Genomic DNA, 15,981 nt, shown 5'->3' on the forward strand with positions numbered 1-15,981 from the left:
TTTACGGATAGGGATGGACCCGGGAGGCTAACATGTCCGCGAAAACTACTCTCGAAATTGTGCGTTTGGACCCCAAGCCTGTGCAAGCTCCGTTACGAACACGAACGCCGTTTACACTCATAGGCCACGGCTTTCGTGAGGGAATGGAAGTATATGTATCTACTAACAAAGACGGCAGCGACAGAGTTGACGTCAAAGTACTTCGCGATGATTCTGCTACGAGTACGGACAAGGTATGGCCAGTCGTCGCCCTGCCGGCGCTTGGCGCCAAGCCCACCGATACCACCAAAGAGCCGCCCGACCCACCCTTGTGGGTTGTGATAAAACTGAATGGCCAGAAGAGTGCCATACAAGGATTTTTGATCGTCTGACTCTTGAGAGATCACGCTCAATTCGAGCCGATGGTCTACGACTTGGCCAGGCACTGCTTCGCAGTCTGTTTGTAGGTCGCGCCGTCCAATGGATGCGACGGACAGGCAGACTTGCGAGAGAAGCAGGCGCTATGAGGTGTGATACATTCAGAGGGAGGCGCCGCTCCCAAACCGCTTTGCTCTTCGATGGGTTCTATGTCGTCTCGCCGGCCCGGCTGCCATCAAGAACCTCCAGCGACATGTCTCCATAGGGCGCGTATTGCACTCCATCAAAACTTCGTCTGACCCCATCAATCGACGCGTCGTGCTACGAAAATCACAACGCCGGGCGATCTGAAACTTCAGATCTGCGCGGTGGAATTCTGAAATTCAGAGCACGCACATGGACCTCTCGAAGATCAAGACGCTGATCGACTTTGTCGGACGATCGAATATTAGCGAGCTGACCGTGACGGAAAAGGACGTGACGGTTCGGATTTTCCGTACGTCGCAGGGTCAGGAGGCTGCTGCCCAGCCCACGCAAAAGGCAGGATCGACGACGAACTTTGGCCATGATGCCGTCTCCCATGCGTCTTCGAGCGTCGAGAAAACCTCCTATGCGGTGAAGGCGCCCGTCTTCGGCGTTCTGCACCGGACCCCGGCGCCAGGGGAGCCGCCATTCGTCGCAATCGGTGACCAGGTGGAGGAGGGGCAGACTCTTTTCATCATCGAGGCAATGAAGGTCTTCAACACAATCGCCGCGCCGCGGTCAGGGCGCATTACGCACCTCACCAAAATCGACGACGGCGAGGTCGAGACCGGCGATCTGCTGGCGGAGATTGCCTGATGCCGGAAACGCCTGAACAATCCGCGGCCGGCCGCTTCGATACCGTTCTGATCGCCAATCGTGGCGAGATCGCAGTCCGGATCCAGCGCGCCTGCCGCGAGCTCGGCCTGAAGACGATCGCCATTTGCTCCGAGGCCGACAGGCAAGCGCCTTACGGCAAGACCGCAGACAGTTTTCTGTGCATCGGCCCGTCGACCGCCGCCAAGAGCTACCTCAATCAGGATGCCATCCTTCTGGCGGCGCGTCTTGCCGGTGCGGGCGCCATTCATCCCGGTTACGGTTTTCTGTCGGAGAACGCTGCCTTCGCCGACGCTGTTGAAAAGGCGGGGCTGATCTTCATCGGTCCGACCACCTCCTCGATTGCGACCATGGGCGACAAGATCTCGGCAAAGCGAGCGATGATGACGGCCGGCGTGCCCTGCGTTCCCGGTCCGGACACCGCGCTGCCCGACGATCCCGCCACGATCGAGCGCATAGCGCTGGAAATCGGATATCCTGTCATCATCAAGGCGGCCGGCGGCGGCGGCGGACGCGGCATGCGCGTCGTGCCAAAGGCTGATGTGTTGCATGAAGCAATCGCTCTGACACGAGAAGAGGCCCGCAAGGCCTTCGGCTCACCCTCGCTCTACATGGAGAAATTCCTCCAGCATCCGCGTCACATCGAGATCCAGGTTGTTTGCGACGATCACGGCAATGCCGTGTGGCTGGGACACCGGGATTGCTCGATGCAGCGCCGCCATCAGAAAGTGGTGGAGGAGGCGCCGGCGCCGGGAATCGCGCCCGACATCATCCAATCGGTCGGCCTGGCTTGCGTGCAGGCCTGCCTCCACATCGGCTACCGGGGCGTCGGAACCTTCGAATTCCTTTATGAGGACGGCGCTTTCTATTTCATCGAGATGAACACGCGACTTCAGGTCGAGCATCCCGTCACCGAAATGACGAGCGGCGTCGATATCGTCCAGGCGCAGATAAGGGCAGCTCAGGGTCACGTTCTGAATCTCAACCAAGGCGATGTAACATGCGAAGGCCATTCCTTCGAATGCCGTATCAACGCCGAGGATCCGGAAACCTTCCTGCCATCGGCGGGTGTCGTCACCCATCTGGCTTTGCCCGTCGGGCCGGGCATTCGCGTCGATACGCATATTCATGCCGGCTACAAGGTCTCGCCCTATTACGATTCGCTGATCGCCAAGCTGATCGTGCATGCGCCGACGCGGGCGGAAGCAATGACAAGAATGCGCGAAGCGCTTGCCGGCACTGAGGTCGAAGGGATTTCCACCAATATCCCCTTCCTGCGCGCCCTGTTCGAGGACGGCGCATTCGCGCGCGGCGAGACGGACATTCACTATCTCGAACAATGGCTGAAGCTGCGGAGGGCGGCATGAGCGCGATCGATTTCAGCGATCCGGCGACCATCGCATTGCTCACCGAGGCGCTGATGGCCGCCGGCGTGGACGGTCTTGAAATCTCCCGGCCGGACGGACAGCTTCGCATCGTCGTCGCTGGAAAAGACGGTGCCCGGATCAGCCCGCCCGAAGCGACGCCCCATGCTCCTGGTTTGGCTCCCGGCTCCGCATCGGTCGTTGTGAAGGCGCCGATGGCCGGCCGCTTCCATGTCGAGCATCCCGCCTCCGCCGCGCCGCAAGATCTGCCGCGCTCCGTATCCGAAGCGGATATCGTCGGCTTTGTCGGGGTAGGGCACATCCTGCTTCCCCTTCGCGCCAGCCGTTCCGGTGTTTTGACCAGGCTGCTCGCAGAACCCGGCGCACCGGTCGGCTTCGGTGATCCTCTGTTCGAAATCGAGCTCCAGTCATGATCGTCACGACGAACAGACATGCATCGCAACGCGAGATCGTTCCGGTCACCAAAAACCTGGCGCGGGTTTCCTCGATCGGCGCCAGATCCTTCCTGCTCGAGGCGCCAGGCGACTTCGACCTTATCGCGCAGCGGCGGATCTGGGCTCTGTCCCAGACTGTGAAAGGTTGGACGGACCTTGCGGAAAACATCCCGGGCATGACCAATCTGCTGGTGATCTTCAAGGAGACCCCCGAAGATCCCGATGCGGTGGTCGCCCGGCTGCTGGAGGCATGGGAGAATGCCCGTAGCATCGATCTCAAGGGCAAGACCATCGAGATCCCCGTCCAATATGGCGGCGAACATGCGACGGATCTTCCAGCCCTTTGCGATCTCTCAGGCTTGAGCGACCGCGAGGTCGTCCGCATCCATCATGAAGCGACCTACCGTGTGTTCGCCTTGGGCAGCGCTCCCGGTTTCGGTTATCTGCATGGTCTCGATCCGCGCATCTACATGCCGCGAAAGACCGTGCCCTCGCTGAAAATGCCGAAGGGCTGCGTGACCATCGGCGGCATGCAGACCGGCGTCGCCATGCTCACAGGTCCGAATGGCTGGAACTCCATTGGCTTCGCGACGCTTGAGATGTTCGACCCCACGTCACCGACCCCCGCGATGATGGCGCCGGGAGATACGGTGCGGTTCCTGCCGGCAGGGATTGAGCTATGATCGAGATCTTGGAAAGCGGCCCGTTCAATACAGTGCAGGATCTTGGCCGCCCCGGCTATCGCGACATCGGCGTATCGGCGAGCGGCGCGATGGATCCGCTTGCGGTCCGGATCGGCAACATTCTCGTCGGCAATGACGAAGATGCCGCCGCGATAGAGGTGCAGACGTTCCCGTTCAGCCTGCGTTTCGAGCGGCGCGTCGTCTTTGCCGTTACCGGTGCCGACGGCAATCCCGATCTGGATGGATCGGAACTGCTTCCCTGGTGCGCCTATCTCGCGGAGCCCGGACAGGTTCTCGGACTGAAACAGCCCCCGCGGCTTGCACGCTCCTATCTTGCGCTCGGAGGCGGGCTGGATATCCCAGTTGTCATGGGCTCGCAAAGCACATCGCTCCGCGGTGGCTTCGGCGGCAATGCCGGCCGGCCCCTGGCGAAGGGCGATCGGATCGCGGTCGGCGAGGACGCAGAGATGGTCATGTTGCCGGCCTCTGGTCTCGCCGTCGTCGAACCGGCCGTGGCGCTGCGCGATGTCTTCCCGGCCACTGTCGACGGCGTTTTGCCGATCCGCGCCCTGCCGGCCGGCGAGCATGATCTTTTCGCCGGAGATGGCGAAGCCTTCTGGAGCCAGACCTGGAGGATTTCCTCCCGAAGCGACCGGACGGGCTACCGCCTGTCCGGCGAGCCGATCACGCCGACGGCGTCCATCGAAATGCGCTCCCACGGTGTCGTGCCCGGCGTAATCCAGGTTCCGCCCGGCGGCGAACCTATCGTGCAGATGAGCGATGCCAACACCGCCGGCGGATATCCGAAGATCGCCGGCGTGATCGAATGCGATCTCTGGCGGCTCGGCCAAGCCCGCATCGGCGCCCGCCTGAAATTCGTTCGCTCGACGCATGCGGAGGCGCGCACGGTGGAACAGGCTGTCGCCCGCTATGTCGAAGACGTCAGGCAGACATCCCGAATGGTCAAGCGCGCCTTGAAGGCGATGGCCTGATGCGTGTCGCCCAAAAGGCCGTCAAACGGAGGAACTGATGAAGATCGATCTGAATTCCGACATGGGCGAAGGATTTGGTCCCTACCGGCTGTGCGATGACGAAGCGATGATGAAACTCGTCTCGTCGGCCAACATCGCCTGCGGTTTCCATGGCGGCGACCCGGAGATCATGGGGCGAATGGTCCGGCTTGCGAAGCTGAACGGCGTCGGCATCGGCGCGCATCCCGGTTTGCCTGACCGGCCCGGCTTCGGCCGGCGCGAAATACCGTTTCCGGCAGATGAGCTTCGCCAGCAGATGCTCTATCAGTTGGGGGCTCTAATGGCGATCGCCAAAGCCGAGGGTGTCACTGTCTCCCATATCAGCTTCCACGCGGCCATGGGCAATATGGTCAACCGCGATCCTGCGCTGGCCGATCTGATGATGGATGCGATCGCCACGGTGGACGCGGGTCTCGTCGTCTTCGTCACCCATGGCAGCGAGATTCAGCAGGCGGCCAAACGCGCGCGTTTGAAGACGTTGGCGCTTTTCCTTGCCGACCGGGCTTATGACGCCAGCGGAAAACTCGTCGCGCGCGGGCTGCCGGGGGCCGTCATCAAGGACGAAGCTTCGGTGCGTGCACGTGTGCGACAATTCCTGCTCGAAGGAACCGTCGAGACAATCGACGGGGCGGTGATCGCGATGCCGGCCCGCTCCATTCTCGTCCACAGCGACACACCCGGCGCCCTCGAGCTTGCCGGCATCGTGCGCGGTGAGATCGAAGCCACGGGTGCCGCGCTCGCGCCTGCCGCCGAACTCGCCGACTGACGCAATCCCGATCGCCCGCGGGCGATTTCCCGTTCCCATCTCTCATCGAAGGACCATGTCGATGTCCGTCATCGCTGACCGCCTGAAAAACGTCTCCATCTCCGCATCCGCCGCCATGACCCAGCGCGCCAGGGAACTCGCCGCCAAGGGAATCAAGGTCGTCAGCCTCTCGTCCGGCGAGCCGGATTTCCCCACTCCGGCCCACGCGATCGAAGCGGCCCATGCGGCAGCTCTTGCCGGCGACACGAAATATCCTCCGATGGACGGCACACCGGCGCTGAAGGCCGCCGTCATCAGGAAGTTCAAACGGGACAATAATCTCGACTACGATGCCAGCCAGATCGTCGTCTCGGGCGGCGGCAAGCAGGTGATCTTCAACGCCATGCTGGCAACCTGCAATCCGGGCGACGAGGTCGTCATCCCCACACCCTCCTGGGTCAGCTATGCCGATATCGTCAAATTCGCCGGCGGCGTCCCGGTCGCTGTTTCCTGTCACGAGCAGGGCGGCTTCAAGCTGCGTCCGGAAGATCTGGAGGCAGCGATCACGCCGCGCACCAAATGGCTCTTCCTGAATTTCCCGAACAATCCGACCGGAGCCGCCTGCTCCCGGGCGGAGATGGCCGCCATCGCCGCGGTCATGCTGCGACATCCCAACGTCTGGATCATGACCGACGATATCTACGAACACCTGGTCTATGACGACTTCCAATTCTGCACGATCGCCGAAGTCGAGCCCAGGCTCTATGATCGCGTCCTGACGATGAACGGCGTCTCCAAGGCTTACGCAATGACAGGCTGGCGGCTCGGCTTTTGCGCCGGGCCGAAAGACCTGATATCCGCCGTCAGCAACGTCAACGGACAGAATGGCGGCGGCATTGCGACGCTGACCCAGGCTGCGGCGACCGCCGCCTTGGACGGGCCGCAGGATCTCTTGAAGGAACGTGCCGCGATCTACAAGGAAAGACGCGACTTCGTCCTCGACAGATTGTCGGAGGTGGAAGGGCTGCGCTGCCATAGGCCCGAAGGCGCCTTCTACATCTACCCCAACATTTCCGGGCTGATCGGCAAGACCAGCAAGGGCGGGCGAAAGATCGAGACCGACGTCGATTTCGTCATGGCGCTCGTCGACGAGCATCATGTCGCGACCGTGCAAGGGGCGGCTTACGGAATGAGCCCCTTTTTCCGGATTTCCTACGCCACGAGCATGGAAAAGCTCGGCGAAGGATGCGCCCGCATAGCTCAATTCTGCAAGGATATGCGCTGATCGGCGTCGCGCCTCTGGTTTAGCTTTTCAGCCGCGCCGTCAACTCGAGAAGGATGTCTCTGACGGCGAGGGCCGGTTCCGACAAGGGATTCTGGTCGGAAACGCACAGCGACAGTGTTTCTTCGATCCGCGGCGAGACGAGCCGGCAGATCAGCGGCTCACTCGATTCCGATACGATACGGTCGGCGATGGCTTTCGGCATGATCGTGGCGCCGAGACCGCTGCCCACCGCGCGGGCCAGAGTGCGGACGATTTCGACTTCCGCCACGACCTTCAAATTGGTTCGGGTGCGCGTGAAGGCGGTATCGACCGCGCGGCGGACGAAATTGTAGGCCGGCGGCAACAGCAGTGGTATTCCGTCGAGAGCATTGAGCGGAACGGGTTTCGCATCCGCTTCGATCGCAAAGTCCCGATGCGCGACAAGGAAAAACTCTTCGCTCAGGATCGGCTCGAACCGGACGCCCTTGATCGGTCCGGTTCCATGGAGAAGCGCCATCTCCAACCGGCCGTTCATGATCATCTGGCTATAGGTCTGGCCGACGCTTTCGGTCAGGTGCAGCAGAATACCGGGATGTCGTTTGCGGGTCTCCGCCAGGAGGTCGACCGACAGCGTGGCCGCACTGCTGAACGGCACCAGACCGACGGACACACGGCCGGCAAGCGAATTGCCGGCTGCCGATGCATCCGCTTGCGCCTGCTCCATCTGCCGAAGGATAATCTGCGCATGGCGATACACCGCGTGTCCCGCATCGGTCATGCTGACACCCTGCTGGCTGCGGATCAGCAGCTTGTGGCCGAAATGCTCCTCCAGTGCTGCAAGCTGCTGACTGAGGGCCGGCTGGGCGATATGCAGAAGGTCCGCCGCTCGCGTGATGCTGCCGCTGTCGACGATCACGATGAAAGATTTGAGGCGTCTGATGTCCATGAGGATCGGGCTACCGTTCTGATCTGCGCGGCTTACATGTTTGCAGACGCGCATTGCTTTTGCAACGCGATGCGGTCGCTGACAGCCCGAGGCAGGGATACTGCGAGGTGATGCTGAGACCACCTCTTTCTCTTCTTCCAGCAGCCCTCCCGGCTCCATAACCGTTGCTTATTGCTCCAGAGATAATCGGTCTTAGGCAAGGGGTTAAAGCTTCGCTACTGTTTCAATCAACAACAAGGGAACGACAATGCCATTCTCCGACTACAAGACCGCACTGGTGACCGGCGCATCCTCCGGTATCGGCGCAGCCGTGGTTGAGCGGCTCCGCCGGGAGAACATCGAGGTCCATGCCGTTGCCCGCAGTGCCGAAGCGCTGCAGCAGCTGGCTGCGCGGACGGGCTGCGTCGCCCACGTCATCGACGTGACCGACCGTCAGGCCATGGCCGAGCTCGCCCGTCGGGTGGAGTTCGATATTCTCGTCAACAATGCCGGTGTCGACCGGCCGAAGAAGTTCCTGGAAGCCGACGAGGGCGATATCGATCTCATCGTCGACGTCAATCTCCGGGCGGTCCTGCACATCTGCCGGCTGGTCGTGCCCGGTATGGTGGCGCGCGACCGCGGGCATGTCATCAACATCTCGTCGATCGCCGGCGCTTACAATTTCGGCGGCAACTCATCCTATCACGCCACCAAGGCAGGGGTGAGCATGCTGTCCAACCAGCTACGCATCGACGCTTTCGGCAAGCGGGTACGGGTCACGGAAATCTGCCCCGGCCGGGTCGCCACTGATATCTTCAATCACGTCCACGGCGATGACCCCAGCATCCGCGAACGGTTCATCGACGGCTTCGAACTGCCGCAGGCGGCCGATATTGCCGACGCGATTGCCTTCGCCATAGCAGCCCCCGTCGCCGTCAACATAGGGCACATGGAGATCACACCGACGCTGCAGGTCATGGGCGGGCTGCAGACGGCAAAGCCCCAGCCTTCGGCGAAGCCGGATCAATCCGCTGCGGCGAAGACGGATCAATCCGGGGAGCCAAACCCGTGAGCGGTTTCGACCTTTCGGCAATCCTGGGAAATCCGGAATATACCGCCATGCTGCTGCATGGCATCGAGATGACCTTCATCATCTATGCCGGCTCCTGGTCGATGGCGATGGCGCTGGCGCTTCTGCTGCTGGCTTTGCGTTTGTCGCCCTTTCGCTTCGGCGATCCGTTAGTCGCCGCTTACGTCTCCTACCACCGGAACGTCCCCACCCTGGTTCAGCTCATGCTATGGTACTTCGGGATTTTCACCCTGATGCCGAGCGGGGTAGCCGAATGGCTGGCAGTCCATAATGCGGAAGCCATCTTCGCGGTGATCGGGCTCGGGCTCTGCCAGGCGGCTTATTTCAGCGAAGATCTTCGGTCAGGCGTGCGCTCGGTCAGTCCCGGCCAAATGCAGGCAGCGCGTGCGCTTGGCCACGGTTATATCTCCGCGATGCGTTTCGTCATCATGCCGCAAGGCGTGCGCAACGCGCTGCCGCCGCTCATCAATCACAGCGTTTCCCTGTTCAAGAACAGCAGTCTCGCGGTTGTCATCGGAGCCTCGGAGCTGACGCATGCGGTCAAGGAAATCGAGAACCTCAGCTTCCGGACCTTCGAGATCTACCTGGTCGGCACGGTTCTCTATCTTTTTTTCTCGCTCGTGATCATGAGCATCGGCGCCTATCTGTCGATGCGCACCGATCCTGCCAGGAGCGCGCGCGCATGATCCACGACATGATCGCCATCGTTCGAGACTACTGGCTGCTGCTGCTGATCGGCCAATATCCCAATGGGCCGCTTGGCGGGCTCGCCAATACGCTGATCCTTTCGGCGCTCAGCATCGCTCTCGCCTTTCCGGTCAGCATCCTGTTCGCATTGGCGCGGCTCTCCAAGTCTCCACTGCTGCGTTGGCCGGTCACTGCGCTGGTCTATTTCACCAGGGGCGTGCCGCTGCTGATGCTCATCCTGTGGAGCTATTTCCTCGTTCCGCTGCTGACCGGCGCCGATGTACCGAGCTTCGTGACGATGCTGACGACGCTCGTGGTCTATCAGAGCGCGTTCCTGAGCGAAGTCGTCCGTGCCGGCATCGTCGCGCTCGGACCGGGCCAGATGGATGCGGGGCGTGCGCTTGGCCACGGCTATCTCGGTGCGATGCGCTTCATCATCCTGCCGCAGGCGCTCTACAACATGATCCCCAGCATCATCTCCACCTTCGTCTCGACGATCAAGGACACGACGCTCGGCTACGTGATCAACGTGCCGGACCTGACCTTTGCCGCAAGCCAGGTCAACAACCAGCTCCTGACCCAGCCTTTCCAGGTCTTCCTCATTCTGGCGATCGTCTACTTCGCCATCTGCTGGACGCTCACCTACTTCGCAAATCGCCTCGAGCGGAGCATCACGCGGCGGCGTGCGGGACTTTCCAACCTTCCCTCTGCCGCCTTGGTCGCGCCATCGAAAATCATATCGGAGCAGCTATGACCATGTCAGTTTCAGCACAGGAATTGCAGACGATCCGGCTTTCGCAGGTCTGCAAGAGCTACGGCGACTACCCGGTCCTGAAGGACATCGATGCGCAGGTGACACGCGGCGAAGTCGTGGTCATCTGCGGGCCGTCCGGTTCGGGAAAATCGACGCTGATCCGCACGATCAATCGACTCGAGGAGATCAACAGCGGATCGATTACGCTCGACGGGCAAAACATTCACGCCGCCATGCGGGCGAAGGAACTCAATGCACTGCGCAGCCGGATCGGCTTCGTATTTCAGAACTTCAACCTGTTTCCGCACCTTTCGGTGGTCGAAAACGTGTCGATGTCGCCGATCCGGGTGAAGGGCGTGGCGCCTGATGTTGCAAAGGACAAGGCCCTCAAGCTTCTCGATCGGGTCGGTCTCGCCGACAAGGCCCGGGCCTATCCCGGTCAACTCTCCGGCGGCCAGCAGCAGCGGGTGGCAATCGCCCGCGCCCTTGCCATGGAACCGCCGGTGATGTTGTTCGACGAGCCGACCAGCGCGCTCGATCCTGAAATGGTCGGCGAAGTGTTGGCCGTCATGAAGAGCCTGGCGTCGGAAGGCATGACGATGCTCTGCGTCACTCATGAAATGGGCTTCGCGCGCGACGTCGCGGATCGGGTCTGGTTCATCGATGCGGGCCAGATCCTCGAAATGGCAACCCCCGAGGACTTCTTCAACAATCCAAGCCATCCCCGTGCGCAGCGATTCCTCGCTGATCTCAGGCATTGATACCAACCACCAAAAACAAAGGAGAACAGCAATGAACTGGAAATGCCTAACCCTCACCGTCGCATTTGCCGGCATGGCCGCGGCCGTGCCCGCAAAGGCCGATCAGCTCGACAACATCATCTCGGCGAAAACCCTGCGCTGCGCGACGTTCGCCGACGTTCCTCCCTTCGCCTCACCCGATCCGAAGACCCGCGAAATGGCCGGTTTCGACGTCGATCTCTGCGGCGCCATCGCCAAGGAATTGGGCGTCAAGGCCGAAATCAAGCCGGTTTCGGTCGAAGCGCGTGTGCCCGAGGTCAAGCTCGGCCGCGTCGACATCACCGTTGCCAACCTTGCCTATACTCTGAGCCGTGCTGAGCAGATCCAGTTCAGCGACCCCTATTATCTCGCCAAGGAAATGCTGATCGTGCCGGCGGACGATGCCGGCAAGAAGAAGGCCGACTACGCAGGCCAGCGCATTGCTTCGACCAAGGGTTCGACGTCTGAGATGTCGATCAAGCTCAACAAATCCGATCCGCTGACCTTCCAGGATACCGCCTCTGCCTATCTCGCCGTCCAACAGGGCAAGGCCCGCGGCATGGTGGCCAACACCATGACGACGACCAAGTTCGTCAATGAATCGAAGAGCAAGGGCAAGCCAATGCGGATGATCGAGGAGCCGATGCTGTATCAGCCGATCGGCATCGGCATGGCCAAGGATCAGCCGGCGCTGACCGCCAAGATCAACGAGATCCTTCGCAAGCTCGATACATCGGGCGAGATCAACAAGATCTGGGACAAGTGGCTCGGCCCGGATACCGAATACAAGATGACGCGCACCGACAAGGTCGTATCGCTCTCGGAGCTGAAATTCGACCCGATCCCCTAGGACCTCGGTGTCATCCGATAATAATGTCCAAACGAAATCAGACGGCGGGGCATGCCCGCCGTCGGCCAACGATGGGAGGCATCCGTGATCCATATTAAAGATATTGCCGAACGGCCAAGCAAAGCCGATATCGACGCCGTTTCCAAATTTTCACCCGCGACGATCCACGAAGCCCAAGGGCGCCGCGGAGCCCTTTCCTCCCGCCTCAAGCCCGTCGACTACCGCATGAAACTATGCGGCCCGGCCCTTACGGTGAAATGCGCGCCACGTGACAACATCATGCTGCAGCTTGCCATCAACTACGCAAAGCCGGGCGATATCATCGTCGTATCGGCCGGCGAATACGAAGAGGCCGGATCCTTCGGCGATGTCCTCGCCAACGCCTGCCTGGCAAAGGGCATCGGCGGTCTCGTGACCGACACCGGCGTGCGCGACACCCTTCAGCTCAGGGAACTTGGCTTTCCCGTCTTCTCGCTCAGCGTCTGCATCAAGGGGACGGTGAAAGAAACTATTGCGGCGGTGAACGACACGATCATCGTCGGCGGCGAAATCATCCATCCCGGCGACATCATCGCCGGTGATGCCGACGGCTTGGTGGTCGTGCGTCGCCAGGAAGCGCAGGAAGTCGCCAGGCTGTCACAGGCCCGCGAAGATGCCGAGGCCGGCTATATCGCGGCATATAAGCAGGGCAAATCGGTCATCGAGGTCAGCAATCTCGAACCGGTGCTGAAAGCCAAGGGCCTCGTCGTCGACATCTGACGCGACAGCGCAATAGCTATCAGCTCTGCCACTTTATAGGGCGGCTGGCCTTTTCGGCCAGCCGCCTTATGCAAACCGGGCGGTTCAAACGCTTTCGGGCGTAATCGTTTCGAAGGGAACGACGCGCTGAAGGATGGTTGTGCTGTCGCGGTGTTCCAGCGCTGCGATCATCGTGGCGATCAATTCGTCTGATATCTGATCCAGAGGATGGCACAATGCCGCCATGATCAGGCCCTCCGTCAAGCCCTTGCGCGTTTCCGGGCCGATGTCGCGGCAGACAACCCTGACCTTATCCCGCTTTTCCACGGGCGCTTCGCGAAGAGCGCGCAGTACACCGGAAATCCCCCCTCCGACAATGAAAATGCCTCTGAGGTCATCGAGTTCAGAGAGCAGCTGGCTCACGATCCGGTAGGCTTCCTCCGGCTCCTCATGTGTCGGTCTGCTGTCATCCACCTGAAGATGGGGCGCATGCTCGCGCATATAGGATCGAAAGCTCGCGTCGGAGACATCCTGACACTGGTAACGATGATTGCCGATGAACACCGCGATCCGGCCGGGCGTCGGCGTGGTCTGAGCCAGAAACCATGCGGCGGTCCGCCCGAGTTTCCAATTGTCGGTGCCGACGAAGCCGGCGCGATCCCGGGCAGACTGATCGGTTATGTATGCAACGACCGGCTTCCCCCTCTCCTTAAGGGATTGGATGGTCTGCCCGATTAACGGGTGGTCGCCCGCAATGACAGCAACTGCATCACAGCGTTTGCCAAGCGCTTCGAGACGATCTGCAATATTTTGTGGCTCGAGGACATCAACGAAATCGACCACAGCCACGACTTTCTCGTGCTGGCGTCTCGCGGCGGCCTCCGTGATCTTGGAGCCGAACAGCCGGTAGAGCTCACGGCTCGACTGCTGGAGAAGAAAGCCGAAACGATAATTCGGTAGGAGCCGCTGCCTGCGGTCCTCGATCACGCCGCGGCCATAAAATCCAATCTCTTCCGCGGCATTTTGCACCCTCTCGATCGTTTCCGCACGCACTGCGCCGGTACCTCCGAGGATGCGGTTGACCGTGGCGATGCTGACGCCGGACGCCTGGGCAAGATCAGCAATGGTCGGTCTCTTCATGATATGTTTCATTCCATTTTCGGATGAAACGAAATGATATATTAATTTCATTGAAACGCAATAGACATTCCATTTTCAGATGTCAGTTGATACAAATATTCCAGCGAGTTGGGAGCCTTGCTTTGAGGAATTGTTACTCTCGACCGCCTTTTTGGGAGGAAATCACATGAGTTTTTCAATGCGCGCCGTACGCGGGCTGCTGGCTGGCGCTGTTTTCGTTCTTGGCGCTTCTTCTGCCCTGGCCGCGAATATTGCTGTCGTTGGCGGTAAGACCGACGACGAATTCTGGAGCCGCATCAAGAAGGGCGTCGACGACGCCCGCCTCGTCGTCGAGAAGAACGGTGGCTCCGTCAGCTATCTGCAGCTGCAGACCTACGACAATCTCGGGCCTGACGCCGCACAGCTCGTCCGCACGGCTATCAGCCAGGGCGTGACCGGCATCGTGGTGCCCGACTGGGTGCCTGAGGCGGAGGACGAGGCCATCAAGGCTGCAGTCGCCGCGGGCATCAAAGTCATCCTCATGAATGCCGGCAACATCGACAAAGCTCGCGAGCTTGGCGCGATCAACTATGTCGGCTCGGATGAATACACGGCCGGCAAGGCTGGCGGCGAATATTTCGCGTCCAAGGGTGCGAAAAATGTCATTTGCGTCAATACGCTCCCGGGTGCGGCAAACCAGGAGGCCCGTTGCAAGGGTGTCATCGACGGCATCACCGGAAAAGGCGGCACTGGCAAGCAACTGCCGTTGCCGGCGACCAGCTTCGGCGATCAGACGGCAATCGCCGAGGCCGTCAAGGCGACACTGCTCCAGGACGACACCATCGACGGCGTCCTCAATGTTGGGGCTTCCGACGCTGATGCGGCTGCAAGCGGGATCGCTCAGGCGAACAAAGTCGGCAAGGTCGCGCATGGCACCTTCGACCTGAACGCATCGGGGCTTGCCCGCATCAAGGACGGTTCGCAGACCTTTGCGATCGACCAGCAGCCTTACCTGCAGTCGCTGCTGGGGGTTTCGCTTCTCGCCTCGCATATCGACTACGGCACCAACCTGCCGACCGCACCGGTGCTGACCGGCCCGGGCATCGTCGATGCGGCGAACATCGACGCCACCCTGGCCGGCGTCAAGGAAGGCGCTCGCTGATCGTTCGAAACGGGCTCCGGCCCGCGGAAAAATACGCGGGTCGAAGTTTATCGAGCGTGCGGACCACCGCGTCCGCACGCCTGGAGATTCACGCCCAAACTGGGATAGGCATATGAACAATCTTTCATTCGGCAACCTGTTGCGCCGTCCCGAGGCAGGTGCATTCCTCGGACTTGTCGGCGTCCTCCTGTTCTTCGTCGTATTCGGCAGCACCAAGTTCCTGGAGCCCGCCGGCGCCGCAAGCTGGCTCAACGTCGCCGCCAATCTCGGCATTATCGCTCTTCCCATCGGACTTTTGATGATCGCAGGCGATCTCGACATTTCGATTGGCGCGATGATCCCCGCCGGCTCCATGACGGTTGCGGTCCTCTCGGGCTACTACGATCTTCCCATATGGGTCGGAATGCTCGGTGCGCTTGCCTTCGGCCTCATCGTCGGGCTGGTCAACGGCTACCTCGTCGTGCACACGGCCGTGCCTTCGCTGATCGTAACGCTCGGCACCCTCTTTGCGGTACAGGGCCTGATGCTTGGCACCTCGGTTCTCGTAACCGGCACGACGAGTGTGGCGCTGACTGCCGACCCCTGGGCAAAGTTCCTTTTCGGGCAATTCCTGGCCGGGTCGTTTCAGGTGATCATTTTGTGGTGGGTGGCCATCACCGCGATCTTCATCTTCTTCATTCACTTCTCGCCTTACGGGAACTGGATTTTCGCGATGGGCGGAGACAAGGTCAGTGCCCGCAACGCCGGCATTCCGACAACCCGTCTGACGATGGTCCTCTTCGTCCTCTCGGCGATGAGCGCGTCCTTCGTCGGCATGTGTCAGGCCATCCTGTTCAATTCCGCGCAGGTTTCGGGCGGAATGACTTTCATCTTCAACTCGATCATCTCGGTCGTCGTCGGAGGTGTGCTGCTGACCGGAGGGTTCGGGTCGGTGATCGGGATCTTCTTCGGCACGATCACCTTCGCCGTCGTCAACCAAGGCATCTATTTCACGACCTTCGACCGCAATTGGTCGAGCCTGATCATCGGCGTGATGCTGCTCGTGGCCGTCCTCATGAACAATACGTTCCGCCAGATGGCGCTGACCTATTCACCCAAGAAGAAGAAGTGAGAGCTGAGA

The 15,981-nt window shown here is 60.8% G+C and carries 18 protein-coding genes; 16 read left to right on the forward strand and 2 right to left on the reverse strand.

The genetic code is table 11. The annotated features are described in order from the left end of the window. The first annotated feature begins 32 nt into the window (after window positions 1–32). The 8 genes from U5G49_RS35100 to U5G49_RS35135 all read left to right on the forward strand — a co-directional run bounded on the left by U5G49_RS35100 (window position 33) and on the right by U5G49_RS35135 (window position 6,778). A complete protein-coding gene (locus tag U5G49_RS35100; protein WP_131647218.1) occupies window positions 33–371 on the forward strand; it encodes a hypothetical protein in 339 nt (112 codons plus the stop codon). A 382-nt stretch (window positions 372–753) separates the two neighbouring features. Next, on the forward strand, window positions 754–1,197 hold the full coding sequence (locus tag U5G49_RS35105) for an acetyl-CoA carboxylase biotin carboxyl carrier protein (protein ID WP_018246891.1): 444 nt from the start codon (window positions 754–756) through the stop codon (window positions 1,195–1,197). Next, window positions 1,197–2,582 (forward strand): acetyl-CoA carboxylase biotin carboxylase subunit, encoded by a 1,386-nt coding sequence (gene accC, locus U5G49_RS35110; protein ID WP_193445970.1) that lies wholly within the window; start codon window positions 1,197–1,199, stop codon window positions 2,580–2,582. Before U5G49_RS35105 ends, accC begins: the two co-directional genes overlap by 1 nt. Further along, window positions 2,579–3,013 (forward strand): acetyl-CoA carboxylase biotin carboxyl carrier protein, encoded by a 435-nt coding sequence (locus tag U5G49_RS35115; RefSeq protein ID WP_168300163.1) that lies wholly within the window; start codon window positions 2,579–2,581, stop codon window positions 3,011–3,013. The genes accC and U5G49_RS35115 overlap by 4 nt, the downstream gene beginning before the upstream one ends. Next, complete coding sequence (pxpB, locus tag U5G49_RS35120; RefSeq protein ID WP_018246888.1) at window positions 3,010–3,717, forward strand: 5-oxoprolinase subunit PxpB; 708 nt, start codon at window positions 3,010–3,012, stop codon at window positions 3,715–3,717. The genes U5G49_RS35115 and pxpB overlap by 4 nt, the downstream gene beginning before the upstream one ends. Next, window positions 3,714–4,709 (forward strand): 5-oxoprolinase subunit C family protein, encoded by a 996-nt coding sequence (locus U5G49_RS35125; protein ID WP_168279130.1) that lies wholly within the window; start codon window positions 3,714–3,716, stop codon window positions 4,707–4,709. The genes pxpB and U5G49_RS35125 overlap by 4 nt, the downstream gene beginning before the upstream one ends. Window positions 4,710–4,746: 37 nt before the next feature. Continuing rightward, complete coding sequence (locus tag U5G49_RS35130; RefSeq protein WP_193445969.1) at window positions 4,747–5,514, forward strand: 5-oxoprolinase subunit PxpA; 768 nt, start codon at window positions 4,747–4,749, stop codon at window positions 5,512–5,514. Window positions 5,515–5,575: 61 nt separating this feature from the next. Further along, window positions 5,576–6,778: a pyridoxal phosphate-dependent aminotransferase gene (locus U5G49_RS35135; protein ID WP_193445968.1), complete on the forward strand. Its 1,203-nt coding sequence runs from the start codon at window positions 5,576–5,578 to the stop codon at window positions 6,776–6,778. A gap of 19 nt (window positions 6,779–6,797) precedes the next feature. Here U5G49_RS35135 and nac read toward each other — a convergent pair whose 3' ends face one another. Further along, the gene (nac, locus tag U5G49_RS35140; protein ID WP_018246884.1) at window positions 6,798–7,757 is read right to left on the reverse strand and encodes a nitrogen assimilation transcriptional regulator NAC; all 960 of its coding nucleotides are present in this window, start codon (window positions 7,755–7,757) and stop codon (window positions 6,798–6,800) included. 193 nt (window positions 7,758–7,950) lie between these two features. Between nac and U5G49_RS35145 the strand changes: the two genes are divergently transcribed. The 6 genes from U5G49_RS35145 (at window position 7,951) to U5G49_RS35170 (ending at window position 12,601) form a co-directional block, all read left to right on the forward strand. Beyond that, on the forward strand, window positions 7,951–8,754 hold the full coding sequence (locus U5G49_RS35145) for an SDR family oxidoreductase (protein WP_193445967.1): 804 nt from the start codon (window positions 7,951–7,953) through the stop codon (window positions 8,752–8,754). Then, window positions 8,751–9,458, forward strand: a complete 708-nt coding sequence (locus U5G49_RS35150) for an amino acid ABC transporter permease (RefSeq protein WP_193445966.1) — start codon at window positions 8,751–8,753, stop codon at window positions 9,456–9,458. The genes U5G49_RS35145 and U5G49_RS35150 overlap by 4 nt, the downstream gene beginning before the upstream one ends. Continuing rightward, complete coding sequence (locus tag U5G49_RS35155; protein WP_018449058.1) at window positions 9,455–10,213, forward strand: amino acid ABC transporter permease; 759 nt, start codon at window positions 9,455–9,457, stop codon at window positions 10,211–10,213. The genes U5G49_RS35150 and U5G49_RS35155 overlap by 4 nt, the downstream gene beginning before the upstream one ends. Then, the gene (locus U5G49_RS35160) at window positions 10,210–10,974 is read left to right on the forward strand and encodes an amino acid ABC transporter ATP-binding protein (RefSeq protein WP_018246881.1); all 765 of its coding nucleotides are present in this window, start codon (window positions 10,210–10,212) and stop codon (window positions 10,972–10,974) included. Before U5G49_RS35155 ends, U5G49_RS35160 begins: the two co-directional genes overlap by 4 nt. 31 nt (window positions 10,975–11,005) lie before the next feature. Continuing rightward, on the forward strand, window positions 11,006–11,842 hold the full coding sequence (locus U5G49_RS35165) for an ABC transporter substrate-binding protein (RefSeq protein ID WP_047620532.1): 837 nt from the start codon (window positions 11,006–11,008) through the stop codon (window positions 11,840–11,842). An 84-nt stretch (window positions 11,843–11,926) separates the two neighbouring features. Next, a complete protein-coding gene (locus U5G49_RS35170) occupies window positions 11,927–12,601 on the forward strand; it encodes a 4-carboxy-4-hydroxy-2-oxoadipate aldolase/oxaloacetate decarboxylase (protein WP_193445965.1) in 675 nt (224 codons plus the stop codon). Between the two features lie 84 nt (window positions 12,602–12,685). Here the strand turns inward: U5G49_RS35170 and U5G49_RS35175 are convergent, their stop codons facing one another. After that, window positions 12,686–13,723, reverse strand: coding sequence for a LacI family DNA-binding transcriptional regulator (locus tag U5G49_RS35175; protein WP_081295672.1), 1,038 nt, complete (start codon window positions 13,721–13,723; stop codon window positions 12,686–12,688). 163 nt (window positions 13,724–13,886) lie between these two features. On the opposite strand from U5G49_RS35175, the gene U5G49_RS35180 reads away from it, so the two are divergent. Together U5G49_RS35180 and U5G49_RS35185 are read left to right on the forward strand one after the other, a co-directional pair. Further along, the gene (locus tag U5G49_RS35180; protein WP_065277264.1) at window positions 13,887–14,861 is read left to right on the forward strand and encodes a substrate-binding domain-containing protein; all 975 of its coding nucleotides are present in this window, start codon (window positions 13,887–13,889) and stop codon (window positions 14,859–14,861) included. Between the two features lie 112 nt (window positions 14,862–14,973). Beyond that, window positions 14,974–15,972, forward strand: a complete 999-nt coding sequence (locus tag U5G49_RS35185; RefSeq protein ID WP_018449062.1) for an ABC transporter permease — start codon at window positions 14,974–14,976, stop codon at window positions 15,970–15,972. The last annotated feature ends 9 nt before the right edge of the window (window positions 15,973–15,981 follow it).

The sequence above is a fragment of the Rhizobium indigoferae genome (assembly GCF_034554815.1).
GTDB classification, from domain to species: domain Bacteria; phylum Pseudomonadota; class Alphaproteobacteria; order Rhizobiales; family Rhizobiaceae; genus Rhizobium; species Rhizobium leguminosarum.